Origin of the sequence: Pseudenterobacter timonensis (genome assembly GCF_900021175.1) — a bacterium.
Lineage (GTDB): Bacteria > Pseudomonadota > Gammaproteobacteria > Enterobacterales > Enterobacteriaceae > Enterobacter > Enterobacter timonensis.
Genome location: NZ_FCOP01000003.1, coordinates 1 through 21,068, shown reverse-complemented (window position 1 = coordinate 21,068; position 21,068 = coordinate 1). Strand labels below are relative to the sequence as shown.

General features: G+C 57.2%; 16 protein-coding genes and 1 riboswitch. Of the genes, 9 read left to right on the top strand and 7 right to left on the bottom strand.

The genetic code is table 11. The annotated features are described in order from the left end of the window. Nucleotides 1-68: 68 nt before the first annotated feature. Complete coding sequence (gene katG, locus BN3796_RS00100; protein ID WP_061706439.1) at nucleotides 69-2,249, top strand: catalase/peroxidase HPI; 2,181 nt, start codon at nucleotides 69-71, stop codon at nucleotides 2,247-2,249. Between the two features lie 84 nt (nucleotides 2,250-2,333). Here the strand turns inward: katG and gldA are convergent, their stop codons facing one another. From gldA to argE, 5 genes are all read right to left on the bottom strand, one after another. Continuing rightward, complete coding sequence (gene gldA / locus BN3796_RS00095) at nucleotides 2,334-3,437, bottom strand: bifunctional L-1,2-propanediol dehydrogenase/glycerol dehydrogenase (protein ID WP_061706438.1); 1,104 nt, start codon at nucleotides 3,435-3,437, stop codon at nucleotides 2,334-2,336. A gap of 13 nt (nucleotides 3,438-3,450) precedes the next feature. Next, a complete protein-coding gene (gene fsa, locus BN3796_RS00090; RefSeq protein WP_061706437.1) occupies nucleotides 3,451-4,113 on the bottom strand; it encodes a fructose-6-phosphate aldolase in 663 nt (220 codons plus the stop codon). A 128-nt stretch (nucleotides 4,114-4,241) separates the two neighbouring features. Next, a complete protein-coding gene (locus tag BN3796_RS00085; protein ID WP_061706436.1) occupies nucleotides 4,242-5,006 on the bottom strand; it encodes a helix-turn-helix transcriptional regulator in 765 nt (254 codons plus the stop codon). Nucleotides 5,007-5,094: 88 nt separating this feature from the next. After that, nucleotides 5,095-7,746 carry a phosphoenolpyruvate carboxylase gene (gene ppc, locus BN3796_RS00080; protein ID WP_061706435.1) on the bottom strand — a complete coding sequence of 884 codons (2,652 nt, stop codon included), beginning with the start codon at nucleotides 7,744-7,746 and terminating at the stop codon, nucleotides 5,095-5,097. 455 nt (nucleotides 7,747-8,201) lie between these two features. Then, entirely contained in the window at nucleotides 8,202-9,353 is a 1,152-nt protein-coding gene (gene argE, locus BN3796_RS00070) for an acetylornithine deacetylase (protein ID WP_061706433.1), read from the bottom strand. Nucleotides 9,354-9,441: 88 nt separating this feature from the next. On the opposite strand from argE, the gene argC reads away from it, so the two are divergent. The 4 genes from argC to oxyR all read left to right on the top strand — a co-directional run bounded on the left by argC (nucleotide 9,442) and on the right by oxyR (nucleotide 13,931). After that, complete coding sequence (gene argC, locus BN3796_RS00065; protein WP_061706432.1) at nucleotides 9,442-10,446, top strand: N-acetyl-gamma-glutamyl-phosphate reductase; 1,005 nt, start codon at nucleotides 9,442-9,444, stop codon at nucleotides 10,444-10,446. 6 nt (nucleotides 10,447-10,452) lie between these two features. After that, on the top strand, nucleotides 10,453-11,229 hold the full coding sequence (gene argB / locus BN3796_RS00060) for an acetylglutamate kinase (protein ID WP_148381706.1): 777 nt from the start codon (nucleotides 10,453-10,455) through the stop codon (nucleotides 11,227-11,229). Between the two features lie 78 nt (nucleotides 11,230-11,307). Beyond that, nucleotides 11,308-12,681, top strand: a complete 1,374-nt coding sequence (argH, locus tag BN3796_RS00055; protein WP_061706430.1) for an argininosuccinate lyase — start codon at nucleotides 11,308-11,310, stop codon at nucleotides 12,679-12,681. Nucleotides 12,682-13,013: 332 nt separating this feature from the next. Continuing rightward, on the top strand, nucleotides 13,014-13,931 hold the full coding sequence (oxyR, locus tag BN3796_RS00050; protein WP_061706429.1) for a DNA-binding transcriptional regulator OxyR: 918 nt from the start codon (nucleotides 13,014-13,016) through the stop codon (nucleotides 13,929-13,931). Here the strand turns inward: oxyR and sthA are convergent. Then, nucleotides 13,914-15,314 carry a Si-specific NAD(P)(+) transhydrogenase gene (gene sthA / locus BN3796_RS00045; protein ID WP_061706428.1) on the bottom strand — a complete coding sequence of 467 codons (1,401 nt, stop codon included), beginning with the start codon at nucleotides 15,312-15,314 and terminating at the stop codon, nucleotides 13,914-13,916. The two genes, oxyR and sthA, sit on opposite strands and share 18 nt — an antisense overlap. Before the next feature lie 196 nt (nucleotides 15,315-15,510). Here sthA and fabR point away from each other — a divergent pair, with 196 nt between their 5' ends. Continuing rightward, nucleotides 15,511-16,149 (top strand): HTH-type transcriptional repressor FabR, encoded by a 639-nt coding sequence (gene fabR / locus BN3796_RS00040; protein WP_061706427.1) that lies wholly within the window; start codon nucleotides 15,511-15,513, stop codon nucleotides 16,147-16,149. A gap of 9 nt (nucleotides 16,150-16,158) precedes the next feature. After that, entirely contained in the window at nucleotides 16,159-16,518 is a 360-nt protein-coding gene (locus BN3796_RS00035; RefSeq protein WP_061706426.1) for a YijD family membrane protein, read from the top strand. A gap of 87 nt (nucleotides 16,519-16,605) precedes the next feature. On the opposite strand, the gene trmA is transcribed toward BN3796_RS00035, so the two are convergent. Continuing rightward, the gene (trmA, locus tag BN3796_RS00030; protein WP_061706425.1) at nucleotides 16,606-17,706 is read right to left on the bottom strand and encodes a tRNA (uridine(54)-C5)-methyltransferase TrmA; all 1,101 of its coding nucleotides are present in this window, start codon (nucleotides 17,704-17,706) and stop codon (nucleotides 16,606-16,608) included. A gap of 104 nt (nucleotides 17,707-17,810) precedes the next feature. After that, a riboswitch (cobalamin riboswitch) is annotated at nucleotides 17,811-17,986 on the top strand. 66 nt (nucleotides 17,987-18,052) lie between these two features. Here trmA and btuB point away from each other — a divergent pair. Both btuB and murI read left to right on the top strand, forming a co-directional pair. Next, nucleotides 18,053-19,900: a TonB-dependent vitamin B12 receptor BtuB gene (btuB, locus tag BN3796_RS00025; protein WP_061706424.1), complete on the top strand. Its 1,848-nt coding sequence runs from the start codon at nucleotides 18,053-18,055 to the stop codon at nucleotides 19,898-19,900. Then, nucleotides 19,845-20,696, top strand: coding sequence for a glutamate racemase (murI, locus tag BN3796_RS00020; RefSeq protein ID WP_061706423.1), 852 nt, complete (start codon nucleotides 19,845-19,847; stop codon nucleotides 20,694-20,696). Before btuB ends, murI begins: the two co-directional genes overlap by 56 nt. Nucleotides 20,697-21,068 lie beyond the last annotated feature (372 nt).

The following is a 21,068-nucleotide window of genomic DNA, read 5'->3' as shown; positions in this document are numbered from 1 at the left end:
ATTAATTCAACTATCTCTGATTGCCGGGGGTGTATATCGTAACGGTAACACCCCAGGAGATCAGAAAAATGAGCACCTCAGACGTTAATCACAACACCTTGTCTACCGGAAAATGCCCTTTTCATCAGGGCGGCCGTGACCAGAGCGCAGGTGCAGGTACAAGCACCCATGACTGGTGGCCAAAACAGCTTCGAGTAGATCTTCTAAACCAACATTCCAGCCGATCGAACCCGTTCGGGGAAGATTTTGACTACCGCAAAGAATTTAGCAAGCTGGACTACGCCGCGCTGAAAGGCGATCTCAAGGCGGTCCTGACCGAATCGCAGCCCTGGTGGCCAGCCGACTGGGGCAGCTACGTGGGACTCTTTATCCGTATGGCGTGGCACGGCGCAGGCACCTATCGCTCCATCGACGGTCGCGGCGGCGCGGGGCGTGGACAACAGCGTTTCGCACCGCTGAACTCCTGGCCAGACAACGTCAGCCTGGATAAGGCGCGCCGTCTGCTGTGGCCGGTTAAGCAAAAATATGGCCAGAAAATCTCCTGGGCCGATCTCTTTATCCTCGCGGGCAACGTGGCGCTGGAAAACTCCGGTTTCCGCACCTTCGGCTTTGGTGCCGGACGCGAAGATGTCTGGGAACCGGATCTGGATGTTAACTGGGGCGATGAGAAGGCCTGGCTGACTCATCGTCATCCTGAAGCGCTGGCCAAAGCGCCGCTGGGCGCCACCGAGATGGGGCTTATCTACGTTAACCCTGAAGGGCCAGACCATAGCGGCGAGCCGCTGTCGGCAGCGGCGGCGATTCGCGCCACCTTCGGCAACATGGGGATGAATGACGAAGAGACCGTAGCGTTGATCGCGGGCGGCCATACGCTGGGTAAAACCCACGGCGCGGCGGCAGCGACGCACGTCGGGGTTGACCCGGAAGCGGCGCCGATTGAAGCGCAGGGCTTCGGCTGGAGCAGCAGCTACGGCAGCGGCGTGGGCGCGGACGCTATCACCTCCGGCCTGGAAGTGATCTGGTCGCAAACGCCGACCCAGTGGAGCAACTATTTCTTCGAAAACCTCTTCAAATATGAGTGGGTACAGACCCGCAGCCCGGCCGGGGCCATTCAGTTTGAGGCCGTTGATGCGCCGGAGATTATGCCCGATCCTTTCGACCCGTCGAAAAAGCGCAAGCCGACCATGCTGGTGACCGACCTGACGCTGCGTTTCGACCCGGAATTTGAGAAAATCTCCCGCCGCTTCCTCAACGATCCGCAGGCGTTTAATGAAGCCTTTGCCCGCGCGTGGTTCAAGCTGACCCACAGGGATATGGGGCCGAAAGCGCGCTACATCGGGCCGGAAGTGCCGAAAGAAGATCTCATCTGGCAGGATCCGCTGCCGCAGGCGGTCTTTAACCCGACCAGCGAAGATATTGCGAGCCTGAAGGCGGAGATTGTCGCCAGCGGACTTTCCGTGAGCGAACTGGTGTCGGTGGCCTGGGCGTCTGCCTCCACCTTCCGCGGCGGCGACAAGCGTGGCGGAGCCAACGGCGCGCGTCTGGCGCTGGCACCGCAGCGCGACTGGGATGTCAACGCCGCGGCGGTACGCGTCCTGCCAACGCTGGAGGCGATTCAGCGGACCACCAATAAAGCGTCGCTGGCCGACATTATTGTGCTGGCCGGGGTGGCGGGCGTCGAGCAGGCGGCGAAAGCGGCTGGCGTTGAAGTAAGCGTGCCGTTTACGCCGGGTCGCGTTGATGCGCGCCAGGATCAGACCGATGTCGAAATGTTTGAACTGCTTAAGCCGATTGCTGACGGTTTCCGTAACTATCGCGAGCGTATGGATGTCTCCACCACCGAGTCGCTGCTGATTGATAAAGCGCAGCAGCTGACGCTGACGGCCCCGGAGATGACGGTGCTGGTGGGCGGGATGCGCGTGCTGGGCGCTAACTTCGACGGCAGTAAAAACGGGGTCTTTACCGATCGCGTGGGCGTGTTGAGCAACGACTTCTTTGTCAATCTGCTGGATATGCGCACGCAGTGGAAAGCCACCGACGAGTCGAAAGAGCTTTTTGAGGGCAGCGATCGTCTGAGCGGCGAAGTGAAATATAGCGCCACCCGCGCCGACCTAGTATTTGGTTCCAACTCTGTGCTTCGCGCCCTGGCCGAGGTTTACGCCAGCAGCGACGGTCATGAGAAGTTTGTGAAAGACTTTGTTGCCGCATGGGTGAAAGTGATGAATCTGGACAGGTTTGACGTGCTGTAACCCTCATGCCGGGTGGTGGCGACGCCTTGCCCGGCATGGAAACTAACGTAATAAAAATCCCCGCAGCCGCGGGGATTTTATCGTTTACTCCCACTCCTGCAGAAACTGCTGCCCATAGCTGTCGGCAACCAGCAGCGCGGCATATACCTGATCCGGCGATACTCCGCCCGGCATATTGTGGATGGTTTCCCCTTCCGCGCAGGCAGCCTCAGCCACCTGACGCATTTTCGCCGGAATATCCTGTTTGATATCAAGCTGCGCCAGAGTAATCGGCAGACCGACGCGGTGACAGAGCGCAGCGACGGTTTCGATCTCCTCCAGCGGCGCATTCTCCAGCACCAGCTGGGTCAGCGTACCAAACGCGACCTTCTCACCATGATAGTAGTGATGCGTATCCGCTATGGCGGTCAGGCCGTTATGGATGGCGTGCGCCGCCGCCAGGCCGCCGCTCTCAAAGCCGACGCCGCTCAGGTAGGTATTGGCCTCAATGACATGCTCCAGTGCGGGCGTAACGACATGCTGTCCGGCGGCAAGCATCGCTTTTTCACCCTCTTCCAGCAGCGTGTTGTAGCACAGTTCAGCCAGCGCCAGCGCCGCGCGGGTGCATTTGCCGCCCGCCATCGTTATCGCTCCGCTGCGGGAACAGGCGCGAGCCTCAAACCAGGTGGCCAGCGCGTCGCCGATGCCCGCCGCCAGCAGACGCGCCGGTGCGCCCGCCACCACCTGGGTGTCGACAATAACCATATTCGGATTGTGCGGCAGCATCAGGTAACGGGCGAACTCGCCGCTGTCGGTATAGATAACGGAGAGGGCGCTGCACGGGGCGTCGGTGGAGGCGATGGTAGGCGCGATCGCCACCGGCACCGCCATAAAGTGCGCCAGCGCTTTGGCCGTATCCAGCGTTTTTCCGCCGCCGATACCCAGTACCGCCTGACAACCTATGCCCTCTGCCAGTTCGCGCAGACGATCGATTTCACTTTGCGAACATTCACCGCCAAAAGGCGCGATTTCTGCGTGAAGTTCCGCCTGTTTAAAGCTGTTTTGCAATGTCTCCTGGGCAAAACCGAGGACAAATTTGTCACCGACAACCAGCCAGCGTTGCCCGAGCGGCTTCAGGTAGTCGCCAAGACGGGTAAGGACTTTTGCACCCTGAATATATTTGCCGGGAGACTGAATAATACTATCCATGTTTTGTTCCTTTTTAGAGATGGAGAGTCCCAAATGCGTTTTGCCAGTCCTGTTCGAATTTATCTATGGCAGACGCGACCGCGGGGCTCGTAAGCATTTGTTGCGCGACATCGACCGGGAGAGTAATGGCTTCGCAGCCAGCCAGCAGGCAATCCAGCGCCTGACGCGGTGTTTTAAAGCTGGCAGCCAGCACCATGCTGCCGGGAACGTGCCGCTCCAGCAGGGTTTGCAGCTCCTGCACCATCTGGATACCGTTCCCGCCCTGGGCATCGACGCGATTCACATAGGGTGCGACATAGCTGGCCCCTGCCAGCGCTGCCAGCAGCCCCTGCGCGGCGCTATAGACGGCGGTACCAAGGCTAATAATCCCTTCTTTTTTAAGTGCTTTGATGGCGACCAGTCCTTCCGGGGTTACCGGAATTTTCACCACGAGTCCAGGCACGACTTTGCTTAAGCGACGGGCTTCTTCGACCATGCCTTTCGCATCGCGGCTCATGGTCTGGGCGAAAATAATCGCCTCCGGGCCCACCGCTTTTTGCAGGCGCGGCAGCACATCCCAGACAGATTCGGCGCTGGCGGCGATGATGCTCGGATTAGTGGTCACGCCAGCCAAAGGAAAAATGCGTGCCAGACGTTCAACTTCCGCCACGTTGGCGGTATCCAGATAGAGTTCCATTATTTTTCCTTAAGTCAGATGGGCTACATTCAGGATAAGGCGGGGCGCCAGGCGGGAGATACAGGTTAATTTTGCCAAATACTGGACAAATGTGTTCTCCTCAGCGAAGTGCGAAGGCGATCACAGTGCTAGTTTTTGACGATAAGCTGGCTGTGGTACTGACGACGATATTCAGACGGGGAGCGCTCGGTGTGCTTGCGAAACAGGCGACAAAAATAGTTGCTGTCGGTAAACCCGCAGGTGGTAGCAATCTCTTTAATTTTTAGATCGTACCCTTTGAGCAGCTGACGCGCATGTTCGAGGCGTGTTTGCGTCAGATATTCATTAAACCCCACGTTGCCGGCTTTCTGAAAGAGGTGGGAAAGGTAGTTGGGTGAAATGTAAAACGCATGGGCTACCGACTCGCGGGTCAGCGCCGTAGCATGATGCTCTTCAATATAGTGACGTATGGCTTCAAACAAGGCGCGACTGCGGCTGGCTGTGTGTATGTCGCTGCCAAGCAGATCCCGGCAGTGGCTGAGCAGGCTTAATACCACCAGCCTCGCCGTTTCCTGCTCGTCGGGTTGCATCTGTAATTCGTTCAGCGTTTGCAGAAGAAAAGCTCCCGTTCGGGGACCTCGTCTGGCAATCTGCTCCTGTTTCAGAAGGGTATGGCCACGCTGTAACTGCAGAGTCATCTGCTGCTTACCGAAGCTGATGCTGAGCGAGAGAGCAGGCTGAAGCGCAGCCCGACCCGATAAGGAGAAAAACGCCTCACATACCGTCTCCAGCGTGATGGTAAGAGAAGGCGACAGGTGGGTGTCCTGCATGGCAGAAGGAATAAAATGTACCTGACATAGTGGGAGCGTACCGTCGATCAGGTCCGTCAGGGTCTGGGTAAGATCGTGTTGCATGGTGAGATACCGGAGCAATGCCCGGCGGCGCTGGCAGCCGGGCCTGCATGCAGGCCGGGTAAGCAGCAACGCCGCCCGGCACGGTCGATTAGCCGGTGTTGCGCATACCTGCCGCAACGCCTGCGATTGTCACCATCAGCGCCTGTTCCACGCAAGGATCTGCCGCTTTGCCTTCCTTTTCCGCTTGGCGGGAGCGGTGCAGCAGCTCGGCCTGAAGCACGTTCAGCGGGTCGGTGTAGATATTACGCAGCTGGATCGACTCGGCAATCCACGGCAGATCTTCCATCAGATGGGAGTCGTTGGCGATATCCAGTACTACCTTGATGTCGCCCTCCAGCAGCGTGCGCAGCTCGTTGCCCAGTGCCCACAGCTCCGGTTTGACCAGACGCTGGTCATAATATTCCGCCAGCCACAGGTCCGCTTTGGAGAAGACCATCTCCAGCATGCCGAGACGGGTGGAGAAGAACGGCCAGTCGCGGCACATCGCCTCCAGTTCGCTCTGCTTGCCATCTTCTACTACTTTTTGCAGGGCCGCGCCTGCGCCCAGCCAGGCGGGGAGCATCAAACGGTTTTGCGTCCAGGCGAAGATCCACGGAATGGCGCGCAGCGATTCTACGCCGCCGGTCGGGCGACGTTTAGCCGGGCGCGAGCCGAGCGGCAGTTTACCCAGCTCCTGCTCCGGCGTTGCCGAGCGGAAATAGGGGACGAAATCTTTGTTTTCACGTACATAGCCGCGATACATCTCGCAGGAGATCGCAGACAGTTCATCCATGATGTGACGCCAGGAGGCTTTCGGCTCCGGCGGCGGCAGCAGGTTCGCTTCCAGAATCGCGCTGGTATAAAGGGAAAGACTGCTGATAGTCACTTCCGGCAGGCCATATTTGAAGCGGATCATCTCCCCCTGCTCGGTGACGCGCAGACCACCCTTCAGGCTGCCCGGCGGTTGAGAGAGGAGCGCCGCATGGGCCGGGGCGCCGCCACGACCAATAGAGCCGCCGCGTCCGTGGAACAGGGTCAGCTCAATGCCCGCTTTCTCACAGGTTTTGATCAGCGCGTCCTGCGCCTGGTACTGCGCCCAGGAGGCGGCCATCACGCCCGCATCTTTTGCCGAGTCGGAATAGCCGATCATCACCATCTGCTTGCCCTGAATAAAGCCGCGATACCAGTCGATATTCAGCAGCTGGGTCATCACGTCGTTGGCGTTGTTCAGGTCGTCGAGAGTTTCAAACAGCGGCGCTACCGGCAGGGCAAAGGTAATGCCCGCTTCTTTCAGCAGCAGATGGACCGCCAGCACGTCGGACGGGGTTTTCGCCATGGAGATCACATAGGCGGCGACCGATCCTTTCGGCGCTTCGACGATCGCTTTACAGGTATCGATCACCTCGCGGGTCTCTTCGCTTGGCTCCCAGCTGCGCGGCAGCAGCGGACGTTTGGAGTTCAGTTCGCGGATCAGGAACGCCTGTTTATCGGCTTCCGACCAGCTTTCATAGTCGCCGATACCGAGATAGCGGGTCAGTTCGCCCAGCGCTTCGGTATGGCGGGTACTCTCCTGACGCACGTCGATGCGCACCAGCGGCACGCCAAAGCACTTCACGCGCCGGAGGGTGTCGAGCAGTTCACCGTTGGCGATGATGCCCATGCCGCAGGCCTGGAGCGATTTATAGCAGGCGTAGAGCGGCTCCCACAGCTGCTCGTTTTGCGTCAGCAGGCCGGCCGGTTTTGGCAGTTTCTCACCTTTCAGGCGCGCTTCCAGCCACGCCTGGGTTGCCATCAGCTGGCTGCGCAGCTTTTTCATCAGGTAGCGATACGGCTCGCTGGCGCCTTCTTCTCCGGCCAGTTCGCGCAGTTCCGGGGTCGCTTCCACCATCGACAGCTCGGAAATCAGCATCTGAATATCTTTCAGGAAGAGATCGGTCGCTTTCCAGCGGCTCAGCAGCAGCACGTGGCGGGTGATTTCGGCGGTAACGTTCGGGTTGCCGTCGCGGTCGCCGCCCATCCAGGAGGTAAAGCGAACCGGTACAAAATCGACCGGCAGGCGGTAGCCCAGGTTCGCTTCCAGCTGCTCGTTCAGCTCGCGCAGGTAGTTTGGCACCCCTTCCCAGAGGCTGTTTTCCACAACCGCAAAACCCCATTTGGCCTCATCGACCGGGCTTGGACGGTGCTTACGGATCTCATCCGTGTGCCAGGACTGGGCGATAAGCTGGCGCAGGCGACGCATCAGCTGATTACGTTCGTAGTCAGCGATATCTTTGTTATCCAGCTGCTTAAGGCAGGCGTTAACTTCCACCATCTTGTGGATCAGCGTGCGGCGGGTGATCTCGGTCGGGTGGGCGGTCAGCACCAGTTCCAGCGAGAGGGACTCTACCGCTTTTTTAATGATCTCTTCGTTCAGGTTGGGTTGATCGTTGAGTTTTCTGAGGGTGCGGGCAATTACTTCCGGGTTGCTGGCGGCCTCGCCCTTTGGCGAAATGCTGTGGTATTGCTCAGCGGTATTCGCCAGGTTCAGGAACTGGCTGAAGGCGCGGGCTACCGGGAGCAGTTCATCATTGGAGAGATTCTGCAACGTGGTGAGCAGCTCCTGACGGCTGGCTTCGTTGCCTGCGCGGGAAGATTTGGACAGCTTGCGGATGGTCTCTACGCGGTCGAGAATGTTCTCGCCTAACGCATCCTTGATGGTATCCCCCAGCACTTTGCCGAGCATACTGACATTACTACGCAACGCGGAATATTGTTCGTTCATATAAACCCAGACACCCCATCATTATGTTTATGTCCATTCAGAAAACTTCTGGACATTATTTTGTCATCTCTCTTTATAAAGCCACGTAAAACCCCGGTCGTCAATTGCTGCGAAAACGGTTCAGCAATTGAATATTTGTGTAGAATTTACGAAATTTAATTCGCTTTGTGTTTAATAAGTGAAGCTTATGAAAATGTGATGGCGATCATGGGTTGTTCCCCTCACCCTAACCCTCTCCCCAGAGGGGAGAGGGAACCGTTCGGTGCCAATTTCCGGGAGAGGGGACCGTTCGGCGCCAATTTCCGGGAGAGGGAACCGTTCGGTGCCAACTTCCGGGAGAGGGAACCGTTCGGCGCCAACTTCCGGGAGAGGGGACCATTCGGCGGCAATTTTTGGGAGAGGGCTTCTTTTCCCCCTCTCCCCTTTGGGGAGAGGGCCGGGGTGAGGGGTGAGCGTCAGTGCCAGCAGAAGTGATGCACAACCTGGGTAATCAGCTCGCGGGTCGGCTTGATAAAGCGGGTTTCCAGATACTCGTCCGGCTGATGCGCCTGGTTAATAGATCCCGGCCCCAGCACCAGCGTTGGGCAGAGCGTCTGGATAAACGGCGCTTCGGTGCAGTAGTTCACCACATCCGTTTTTTCGCCGAGCAGGTTTTCAATCACCTCTACCAGCTGATGATCCGGCGGACATTCATAACCCGGAATCGGCGGATGGAGTTCAAACACGTTCAGACGGCCCGGCCAGCGTTCGCTTACCGGTGCCAGCGCATCGTTCACCAGTCCGTTAAGATCGTTAAGCGTCATGCCCGGCAGCGGGCGGATATCCATATGCAGCTCGCAGCAGGCGCAGATGCGGTTGGCGGCATCCCCGCCGTGCAGGCTGCCAAGATTCAGCGTCGGATACGGGACGGTAAACGCCTCGTAGTGATAGCGCTCTTTTAACGAGTCGCGCAGCTGGATAAGACGACCAATGGCGTCGTGCATCAGCTCAATGGCGTTGACGCCGCGCGCCGGATCGCTGGAGTGACCCGACTGGCCGAGCACCCGCACCGCCGTCGAGATATGGCCTTTGTGCGCGCGAATTGGCTGCAGGGAGGTCGGCTCACCGATGATCGCGCAGTCCGGGCGAATCGACGTGTTTTCAGAGAAATAGCGTGCGCCCGCCATGCTGGTCTCTTCATCGGCGGTCGCCAGAATATAGAGCGGCTTTTTAAGCGCTTTGACATCCACATCGCGCAGCGCGTCGAGGATAAAGGCGAAGAAGCCTTTCATGTCGGCAGTACCCAGGCCGTAGAGCTTGTTATCGTGCTCGGTCAGGGTGAAGGGATCGCGCGTCCAGCGGCCGTCGTCAAACGGAACGGTATCGGTATGTCCCGCCAGCAGCAGTCCCCCCGCGCCATGCCCGGCGCTGGCCAGCAGGTTGAATTTATGGCGCGTGCCGGGTACAGGCTGTACCTCCACGTTAAACCCAAGATCGCTAAACCAGCCCGCCAGCAGAGTGATTAAAGACTCATTGCTCTGGTCCAGCGCTTCTTCCGTTGCACTGATGGAGGGTGTGGCAATCAAAGCGCGGTAGATCTCGATAAATGGCGGTAAATTCATTTTCATTGTTGACACACCTTAGGTCGTGATAGTATCAATATTCATGCAATAAATGTGAATAAAAATACACTAACGTTGAGCATAAAGGAACCCGATGTTGAATACGCTGATTGTGGGCGCTAGCGGTTATGCGGGCGCAGAGCTTGTAAGCTACGTGAATCGCCACCCAGATATGACCATAACCGCTTTGACCGTGTCAGCGCAAAGCAATGATGCCGGGAAATTGATTTCCGATCTGCACCCGCAGCTGAAAGGGATTGTCGATCTGCCCCTGCAGCCGATGTCCGATATTCGCGAGTTCACCGGCGGCGTGGATGTGGTCTTCCTCGCCACCGCACACGAAGTGAGCCACGACCTGGCGCCGCAGTTTCTGAATGCGGGTTGCGTGGTGTTCGATCTCTCCGGCGCGTTCCGTGTAAACGATGCCGGATTCTATGAAAAATATTATGGTTTTACCCATCACTACCCTGAACTGCTTGAGCAGGCGGCCTATGGCCTGGCGGAGTGGAGCGGGGATAAGTTAAAAGAGGCGAATCTGATCGCTGTGCCGGGCTGCTACCCGACGGCGGCGCAGCTCGCCCTGAAACCGCTGATCGATGCGGGCCTGCTGGATCTCAACCAGTGGCCGGTGATCAACGCCACCAGCGGCGTGAGCGGGGCGGGGCGCAAGGCGGCGCTCTCGAACAGCTTCTGTGAGGTGAGCCTGCAGCCGTATGGCGTTTTTACCCATCGCCATCAGCCGGAAATCGCCACCCATCTGGGCGCGAATGTCATCTTTACGCCACATCTCGGCAGCTTCCCGCGCGGGATCCTTGAAACCATCACCTGCCGCCTGAAGCCTGGCGTGACGAAAGCACAGGTGAGCGATATCTATACGCAGGCGTACGCGGATAAACCGCTGGTGCGTCTGTATGACAAAGGCGTTCCGGCGCTGAAAAACGTGGTGGGCCTGCCGTTCTGCGATATTGGCTTTGCGGTTCAGGACGAGCATTTGATCGTCGTGGCGGCGGAAGATAACCTGCTGAAAGGCGCCGCAGCGCAGGCTATGCAGTGCGCCAACATCCGTTTTGGCTATCCTGAAACGCAGTCTCTTATTTAAGGTGTGATGATGAACCCATTAATTATCAAACTCGGTGGTGTACTGCTTGATAGCGAAGAGGCGCTGGAGCGCCTGTTTACCGCACTGGTGAACTACCGCGAATCGCACCAGCGTCCGCTGGTGATTGTGCACGGCGGCGGCTGCGTGGTGGACGAGCTAATGAAAGGGCTCAACCTGCCGGTGAAAAAGAAAAATGGCCTGCGCGTAACGCCTGCCGATCAGATCGACATTATTACCGGCGCGCTGGCGGGCACCGCCAACAAGACGCTGCTGGCCTGGTCGAAGAAGCACCATCTCGCCGCCGTTGGCCTCTTTCTGGGCGATGGCGACAGCGTAAAAGTGACCCAGCTCGATGAAGAGCTCGGCCACGTTGGGCTGGCGCAGCCCGGTTCGCCTGAGCTGATCGCCACCCTGTTGAAAGGCGGTTATTTGCCCGTGGTGAGCTCTATTGGCGTGACCGACGAGGGCAAGCTGATGAACGTCAATGCGGACCAGGCGGCGACCGCGCTGGCGGCAACGCTCGGCGCAGACCTGATTTTGCTCTCCGACGTAAGCGGCATCCTTGACGGCAAAGGGCAGCGCATTGCGGAAATGACCGCGGCGAAAGCGGAGCAGCTTATCGATCAGGGCATTATCACCGACGGCATGATCGTTAAGGTCAACGCCGCGCTGGACGCCGCGCGTACGCTTGGCCGCCCGGTGGATATCGCCTCCTGGCGTCACGCGGAACAACTGCCGGCGCTGTTTAACGGCACGCCGATTGGCACGCGTATTCTGGCGTAAGTTTTATTACATGACCGTAGGCCGGGTAAGCGCAGCGCCACCCGGCAATGAAATTTAAAGATATTAAGGAAGCATGTTATGGCACTTTGGGGTGGGCGGTTCACACAGGCAGCGGATCAGCGGTTCAAACAGTTCAATGACTCTTTGCGCTTCGACTACCGTCTGGCCGAGCAGGATATTGTCGGCTCTGTGGCCTGGTCCAAAGCGCTGGTCACCGTTGGCGTGCTGACGGCGGACGAGCAGATTCAGCTGGAAGAGGCGCTGAACACCCTGCTGGAAGAGGTACGCCTCAATCCGCAGCAAATTCTGGAAAGCGACGCGGAAGATATTCACAGCTGGGTGGAAGGCAAGCTGATCGACAAAGTTGGCCAGCTCGGTAAAAAGTTGCATACGGGTCGCAGCCGTAACGATCAGGTAGCGACCGATCTTAAGCTCTGGTGTAAAGAGACCGTGGCCGAACTGCTGGCTGCCACCCGTCAGCTGCAGAGCGCGCTGGTGGAGACTGCGCAGAACAACCAGGATGCGGTGATGCCGGGTTACACTCACCTGCAGCGCGCGCAGCCGGTGACCTTTGCGCACTGGTGTCTGGCCTACGTGGAGATGCTGGCGCGTGATGAAAGCCGTCTGCAGGATACCCTGAAGCGCCTGGACGTGAGTCCGCTGGGCAGCGGCGCGCTGGCGGGGACTGCCTATGAGATTGACCGTGAACAGCTGGCGGGCTGGCTCGGCTTTGCCAGTGCGACTCGCAACAGCCTGGATAGCGTCTCTGACCGTGACCACGTGCTGGAGCTGCTGTCGAATGCGTCTATTGGGATGGTGCATTTGTCGCGCTTTGCCGAAGATCTGATCTTCTTTAACTCTGGCGAAGCCGGGTTTGTGGAGCTGTCCGACCGCGTTACCTCCGGCTCCTCCCTGATGCCGCAGAAGAAAAATCCGGACGCGCTGGAGCTGATTCGCGGTAAGTGTGGCCGCGTGCAGGGCGCGCTGACCGGCATGATGATGACCCTGAAAGGGCTGCCGCTGGCGTATAACAAAGATATGCAGGAAGATAAAGAAGGGCTGTTCGATGCGCTCGACACCTGGCTGGATTGCCTGCATATGGGCGCGCTGGTGCTGGATGGCATTCAGGTGAAACGCCCGCGCTGTCAGGAAGCGGCGCAGCAGGGCTATGCTAACTCTACCGAGCTGGCAGACTACCTGGTGGCGAAAGGGGTACCGTTCCGTGAGGCGCACCATATTGTGGGCGAAGCGGTAGTGGAAGCGATTCGTCAGGGTAAAGCCCTGGAAGCGTTGACGCTTGCCGACCTGCAAAAATTTAGCGCGGTTATCGGGGAAGATGTCTACCCGATTCTGGCCCTGCAATCCTGCCTGGATAAACGTGCAGCGAAAGGCGGCGTATCGCCGAAGCAGGTGGCGCAGGCAATTGCGGATGCGAAAAACCGGTTGGTTTGATTTAGTTTGAATAGTGCGGGCTGGTGCCCTCACCCCGGCCCTCTCCTTTGGGGAGAGGGAGCAAACACTAAAAATGGCAACTTCGGTTGCCATTTTGCTTTTACCCTGGGCTTTTTATGCAAAAAAAAGCGGACCACGGGGTCCGCAAAAGTTCACGTTGGCTTTAGTTGTTCGAGTTTGAGAGAAACTCGTCAGAGGGGCGGAATTGCAAGGGTCAAACAGCTCCCGCCTCGTCTCTGTGGTCTATTATTCAACAGAACACTTGATAGGGATAATCGTTCGTTGCTATGCTATCTATCGCCATGAACTATCGTGGCGATGGAGGATGAATAATGAATATTCGCGATCTTGAATACTTGGTGGCATTAGCCGAGCATCGTCATTTCCGCCGTGCGGCGGATTCCTGCCACGTTAGCCAGCCCACGCTGAGCGGCCAGATCCGTAAGCTGGAAGATGAGCTGGGCGTCATGCTTCTGGAGCGTACCAGCCGTAAGGTCCTGTTTACTCAGGCGGGCCTGCTGCTGGTCGATCAGGCGCGTACCGTACTGCGTGAAGTGAAGGTGCTTAAGGAGATGGCTAGCCAGCAGGGTGAAACCATGTCCGGCCCGCTGCATATTGGCCTGATCCCAACGATTAGCCCTTACCTGTTGCCGCAAATTATCCCGATGCTGCACCAGACATTCCCTAAACTGGAAATGTACCTGCACGAAGCGCAAACCCATCAGCTGCTGGCGCAACTCGACAGCGGTAAGCTCGACTGCGCGATCCTGGCGCTGGTAAAAGAGAGCGAAGCCTTTATCGAGGTGCCGCTGTTTGACGAGCCGATGATGCTGGCGATCTATGAAGATCACCCCTGGGCGAACCGCGATCGCGTCTCCATGGGTGAGCTGGCGGGTGAAAAACTGCTGATGCTGGAGGATGGTCACTGTCTGCGCGACCAGGCGATGGGCTTCTGTTTTGAAGCGGGGGCGGATGAAGATACCCATTTCCGCGCCACCAGTCTGGAGACCTTGCGAAATATGGTCGCGGCGGGAAGCGGCATTACGCTGCTGCCGGCGCTGGCCGTACCGGGCGAGCGTAAACGCGACGGCGTAATCTATCTGCCTTGTATCAAGCCGGAACCACGCCGCACCATTGGCCTGGTATACCGTCCGGGATCGCCGCTGCGCAGCCGCTATGAGCAGCTGGCAGAGGCCATCCGTGGAACGATGGATGGCCACTTTGACCGGACCTTAAAACAGGCGGTTTAAGCCGTTCAGCGCCGCTACCCGATAGGCTTCCGCCATGGTCGGGTAGTTAAAGGTGGTGTTAACGAAGTATTCGATGGTGTTACCGCCACCTTTTTGCTCCATGATCGCCTGGCCGATATGGATAATCTCCGCCGCACGCTCGCCAAAGCAGTGGATCCCTAAGATCTCTTTCGTCTCACGATGGAAGAGGATCTTCAGCGTACCCACGCTCATGCCCACAATCTGCGCCCGCGCCAGGTGTTTAAACTGCGCGCGTCCTACCTCATAGGGCACCTTCATGGAGGTCAGCTGCTGTTCGGTTTTTCCGACCGAACTGATTTCCGGAATAGTGTAAATCCCGGTAGGAATATCTTCGATCAGATGTGCGGTCGCTTCTCCTTTCACCAGGGCCTGCGCGGCGATACGCCCCTGGTCGTAGGCGGCAGAAGCCAGGCTCGGATAGCCAATCACGTCCCCCACCGCGTAAACGTGCGGCAGAGCGGTCTGGTACATGCTGTTGACCTTCAGCTGGCCGCGGCTGTCGGTTTCCAGCCCGAGATTCTCCAGCGCCAGCGAGTCGGTGTTGCCGGTGCGGCCATTCGCGTAAAGCAGGCAGTCGGCCTTCAGCTTTTTGCCGGACTTGAGGTGCATGATGACCCCGTCGTCGCAGCCTTCGATCTTCTCATACTCTTCGTTGTGGCGAATCACCACGCCGCTGTTCCAGAAGTGGTAGGAGAGGGAGTCAGACATCTCCTGATCGAGAAAGGCCAGCAGGCGGTCGCGGGTGTTGATGAGATCTACTTTGACATCCATCCCGCGGAAGATAGAAGCATATTCGCAGCCAATCACCCCGGCGCCGTAAATAATGACGTGGCGCGGCTCGTGGTGCAGGCTCAGGATGGAGTCGCTATCGTAGATACGCGGATGGCTGAAGTCGACGTCCGCCGGATGATAAGGGCGCGAGCCGCAGGCGATAATAAATTTTTCTGCCGTCAGGGTTTCAACAGAGCCGTCGTGACACTCCAGCGCCAGCGTGTGTTGATCCACGAAGCGGGCGTTGCCCTGTAAAATCTCGCAGTGGTTACGTTCGTAGAACCCCTGTCGCATTCGCGTTTGCTGGTTAATCACGTTGTCAGCGTGGTTCAGAATATCGGCGAATGAAGATCGAAGAAGTCGGGAATGGTCGCTGTAGAGGGGATTCTGGTTAAATTCGATAATGCGGCTAACGGCGTGGCGAAGGGCTTTGGAGGGGATGGTGCCCCAGTGAGTGCATCCGCCGCCAACGTTATGGTAGCGCTCAATCACCGCGACTCTGGCTCCCTGTTTCACCAGTCCCATGGCTGCGCCTTCGCCGCCCGGGCCGGAACCAATAACTATTGCGTCGTAATCGTAGGTATGTGGCATGGTAAGGCTTACCTGTTCTTATACATAAAAGCAACAGAATGGTAACATCATTGCCGGGATAACCCAATTATCGTTGTGCTTTTTTCCGGTCCTGAAGCACAAACCGCGCGTAAACAATCATTCACAAAGTGACGCAAACCGATCTAATTTATTCTCTGGTATAGTGCCAGCAGGCCTTTGGAAGGATTCAATTATCGTGATGGGCGTAAGAGCACAACAAAAAGAAAAAACCCGCCGTTCGCTGGTGGAAGCGGCATTCAGTCAACTGAGCGCCGAGCGGAGCTTTGCCAGCCTGAGCCTGCGCGAAGTGGCACGCGAAGCCGGGATCGCGCCGACATCCTTCTATCGCCATTTTCGCGATGTGGATGAACTGGGTCTGACCATGGTGGACGAAAGCGGCCTGATGTTGCGCCAGCTTATGCGCCAGGCCCGACAGCGTATCGCTAAAGGGGGCAGCGTGATCCGCACCTCCGTCTCCACATTTATGGAGTTTATTGGCAATAATCCCAACGCTTTCCGCCTGCTGTTGCGGGAGCGTTCTGGCACGTCGGCGGCGTTTCGTGCCGCGGTAGCGCGCGAAATCCAGCATTTCATCGCGGAACTTGCCGACTATCTTGAACTCGAAAACCATATGCCGCGCGCCTTTACCGAAGCGCAGGCCGAGGCGATGGTGACCATTGTCTTTAGTGCGGGCGCCGAAGCACTGGATGTGGGCGCGGAACAACGCAAGCAGCTTGAGGAGAGACTGGTGCTACAGTTGCGAATGATCTCCAAAGGCGCTTATTACTGGTATCGCCGTGAACAGGAAAAACTGGCGCATCAGGTTGATGAGTGAAGGTGAGTAATGAAACAGTCAGGTCAGGATAAAGGTACGTTGTTGCTGGCATTGATCGCTGGCTTGTCCATCAACGGCACGTTTGCAGCATTGTTTAGCTCTGTCGTGCCGTTTTCGATTTTCCCGATTATCGCGCTGGCGTTAACGGTCTACTGTCTCCATCAGCGCTATCAGAATCGCACCATGCCGGTGGGCTTACCCGGCCTGGCGGCGGCCTTTTTCGTGCTTGGCGTCCTGCTTTATAGTACCGTCGTGCGCGCGGAATATCCCGATATCGGCTCGAACTTCCTGCCGGCGGTGCTCTCCGTGGCGCTGGTATTCTGGATCGGCTCGCGTATGCGTAGCCGTAAAAGCCGGCTGCCGGAGTAGGGTTCTGGATGTTGTAGGCCGGATAAGCGAAACGCTATCCGGCATTTGGCAGGTGGCGCTACGCTGACCTGCCCTACGATAACCCTGTTACTTCGCGGTCAGTAAGACGCCGCACTCCATATGATGCGTGTAGGGGAACTGGTCGAAGAGCGCCAGACGCTCAACCCTGTGCGTCTGGCTCAGCGTTTCCAGATTCTTACACAGGGTCTCCGGGTTGCAGGAGATATAGAGAATACGCGGATAGGCCTGCACCATTTTTTCGGTTTCGCTATCCAGCCCGCTGCGCGGCGGATCGACAAAAATGGTCTCACACTGGTAGCTTTTTAAATCAATCCCCTGCAGACGGTTAAACTCACGCACGCCGTTCATCGCCTGGGTGAACTCTTCGGCCGCCATGCGGATAATTTGCACGTTTTCGATCTGATTCGCCGCAATATTATATTGCGCCGCCGCGACCGATGGCTTAGCGATCTCGGTGGCCAGCACGCGGTCAAAGTTGCGCGCCAGCGCCAGCGAAAAGTTACCGTTGCCGCAGTACAGCTCCAGCAGGTCGCCCTTCGAGCCTTCGGTAACGTTGAGCGCCCATTCCAGCATCTGCACGTTCATCGCCGCATTTGGCTGGGTAAAGCTGTTTTCCACCTGGCGGTAGATCATCTCTTTTCCGGCGACCGGCAGTCGCTCATCGATATAATCCTGATCCAGCATGATTTTGGTTTTGGTAGCCCGTCCAATGAGATGGACGTTAAGACCCTGCGCCCGCAGCGCATCGCGCAGCGCCTGAGCCTGCTCGCGCCATTCATCGTTCAGCGCTTTATGGTAGAGCAGCGAGACAATCGCCTGGTTGCTCTGCGTGGTCAGGTAATCGATCTGAAACAGCTTGTGGCGCAGCACCGGGTTATGACGCACCCCCTCAATCATCAGGCCCATCAGCTGGTTAATCAGCTCGCTCGCCGCCGGGAAACTGTCGACGCGGATACGCGATTTAGTCTGCTGATCAAAAATAATGTGGTAGAGATCGTCCCCGTCGTGCCAGATGCGGAACTCGGCACGCATGCGATAGTGGCTGACCGGCGAGCGGAACACCTCAGGAACCGGCGCGGCAAAAGGCGCCATCATACTTTGCAGGCGGACCACTTTCTCTGCCAGCTGCGCGTCGTACTGTTCTGTCGGGAGATGTTCGGGGGTCATGATGCATCCTGAATGAGAGTAAATAACGCGGGGATTGTAGGGATTGTACAGGGGATGTCCAGCCTTTATCGGTCATGGAAGTCTGGACATCTATACATATCTGATTGTAGCATCCTGCTTCCGGTCTCCTGAGAGTGAAAAGGGAATCCAGTGCAAATCTGGAGCTGACGCGCAGCGGTAACGACTGGCGGGATAAGAGCAGCAGACACTGCGAAAGCGGGAAGTCTTTATCCACAACACGCCACCCAGCCCGAAGACCTGCCGGAATCACGTCGCATTTGGTCCCGTCATCGCGTGCTATGGATGAGACCTGCGGCATCCTTTATAGAGTGTGGATGCTTTAACAATGATTAAAAAAGTCTCGCTGTTGACGGTGCTTTCCGTCACGGCATTTTCGGGCTGGGCGCAGGATAGCGACAGCACGATGGTAGTAACGGCCAGCCGTTTTCAGCAACCTCGTAATACGGTGCTCGCTCCGGTGAGCGTGGTGACGCGCCAGGATATTGACCGCTGGCAGTCAAACACGGTGATTGACGTTCTGCGTCGCCTGCCCGGTGTGGATATCGCGCAGAATGGCGGTATGGGGCAACTCTCCTCTCTTTTTATTCGCGGCACTAACTCCAGCCACGTACTGATACTGGTCGACGGTATCCGCCTTAACCAGGCGGGCGTCAGCGGATCGTCAGATCTGAGCCAGTTCCCGATTTCGCTGGTACAGCGTATCGAATATATTCGCGGGCCGCGATCCGCCGTCTACGGTTCCGACGCCATCGGCGGGGTTGTGAATATCATCACCACGCGCGAGAAAGATGGCACCACGCTGAATGCTGGCGTGGGCTCCCACGGCTATCAGAATTATGGCGGCAGTACGCAGCAGACGCTTGGCGACAGCACGCGCGTCACGCTGGCTGGCGACTATACCTATACCAAAGGCTATGACGTCGTGGCGGACGGTAATACCGGCGGCCTGGCCCAGACCGATCGCGACGGCTTTATGAATAAAACGGTCTATGGCGCGCTCGAACACGCTTTTTCTGACCAGTGGAGCGGCGTGATCCGCGGGTATGGCTACAGCAACCGTACCGCCTACGATGGTTATTACAGCAGCTATACACCCGACGTGCTGGTGGATACCCGCCAGCTTTACAGCCAGACCTGGGATGCCGGGCTGCGTTTTAACAACGATTTCTTCCATTCGCAGCTGCTCTCCAGCTACAGCCACAGCAAGGACTATAACTACGATCCCCATCTGGGACGTTACGACTCCTCCGCCACGCTGGATGAAATCCAGCAGTATAACGTGCAGTGGTCTAACTCCGTGGTCGTGGGGCACGGCAACATTGGTGCGGGTATCGACTGGCAAAAGCAGAGCACCGAGCCGGGCACCAACTACGTTACGGACGCTTATGAACTGCGAAACACGGGTATCTACCTGACGGCGCTGCAACAGGTAGGTGAGTTTACGCTGGAAGGCGCTGTGCGCAGCGACGACAACTCGCAATTTGGTCAACACGGCACCTGGCAGAGCAGCGCCGCCTGGGAGTTTATCGACGGCTACCGCTTCGTGGCCTCTTACGGTACAGCCTATAAGGCACCAAACCTGGGTCAACTCTATGGCTTCTATGGCAATGACAAGCTTGATCCTGAAGAGAGCAAGCAGTGGGAAGGGGCGTTCGAAGGGCTGACGGCGGGCGTCAACTGGCGGGTTTCGGGCTATCGAAATGATGTCGATAACCTGATCGACTATGACAATGGCCTGATGAAGTATTACAACGTCGGCAAAGCGCGTATTAAAGGCGTGGAGGCCACCGCGTCGTTCGATACCGGGCCGGTTACACACAGCGTCAGCTATGACTATGTGGATGCCCGCAATGCGAAAACGGACAAGCCGCTGGACCGCCGGGCGAAACAGCAGGTGAAATATCAGCTTGATACGCAGATCTATGATTTTGACTGGAGCCTGACTTATCACTATCTCGGCACGCGTTACGACACCAACTTCACCACCTCTCCGTCTGAGAAAGTGAAAATGGGCGGCGTAAGCCTGTGGGATGTCGCAGTTTCGTATCCGGTCACCTCACATCTGACAGTTCATGGTAAAATAGCCAACCTGTTCGATAAAGATTACGAGACAGTTTATGGCTACGAAACTGCAGGACGGGAATACACCTTGTCTGGCAGCTACACCTTCTGATGCACGTCCCACCGTGCTGGTGTTTGACTCCGGCGTCGGTGGGCTTTCAGTCTACGACGAGATTCGGCAACTCCTGCCGGATCTGCATTATATTTACGCTTTTGATAATGTCGCTTTCCCGTATGGGGAGAAGAGCGAAGCGTTTATCGTCGAACGCGTGGTGGAAATCGTCACTGCGGTCCAGAAGCGCTACCCCCTCGCGTTGGCGGTGATTGCCTGCAACACGGCAAGTACCGTCTCCCTGCCCGCGCTAAGAGAAAAGTTCCAGTTTCCTGTGGTCGGCGTGGTGCCAGCGATTAAGCCTGCGGCGCGATTAACGGCGAATGGCATCGTGGGATTACTGGCCACGCGGGGCACCGTCAAGCGTCCTTATACCCACGAGCTTATTGAACGCTTCGCGCATGAATGCCAGATCGAAATGCTCGGCTCGGCGGAGCTGGTGGAGATGGCCGAAGCAAAACTGCACGGTGACGCCGTTTCGCTGGACGAACTGCGGCGGATTTTACGTCCGTGGCTGCGTATGCCGGAGCCGCCAGACACGGTGGTGCTGGGATGTACCCATTTCCCTTTACTGAAGGAAGAGCTACTTCAGGTACTGCCGGAAGGAACACGACTGGTCGATTCGGGTGCGGCGATTGCACGTCGAACCGCCTGGCTTCTTGAACATGAAGCGCCAGATGCAAAATCTGCTGATATGAATAAGGCGTTCTGCATGGCCTTAACCGCAGAAACTGAGCAACTTTCACCCGTTTTGCGGCGTTACGGTTTCGAAACGCTCGAAAAACTAGCGCTGTAGCACGGTTTTGAGCAAAAAAGAGACGGTTGAAAGTTTTTTTTAAAAGAGGGGTTGTCAACGTCTGAGAACTCCCTATAATGCGCCACCACTGACACGGAACAACGGCACGCAAGCCGCCGGGTCAGCAGGGTTCTCCCGGCGAAAGCCGCTGAAGGATCCCGGAGAAAAGCGAAAATAAAAGCTTGACTCTGAAGCGGGAAAGCGTAATATGCACACCCCGCGCCGCAGCGAAAAACGAAGCGGCACTGCTCTTTAACAATTTATCAGACAATCTGTGTGGGCACTCAGGTGACATGGATTCTTAATGTCTTCGGACAATAAATGAATACCAAGTCTCATTGAGTGAACACGTAATTCATTACGAAGTTTAAT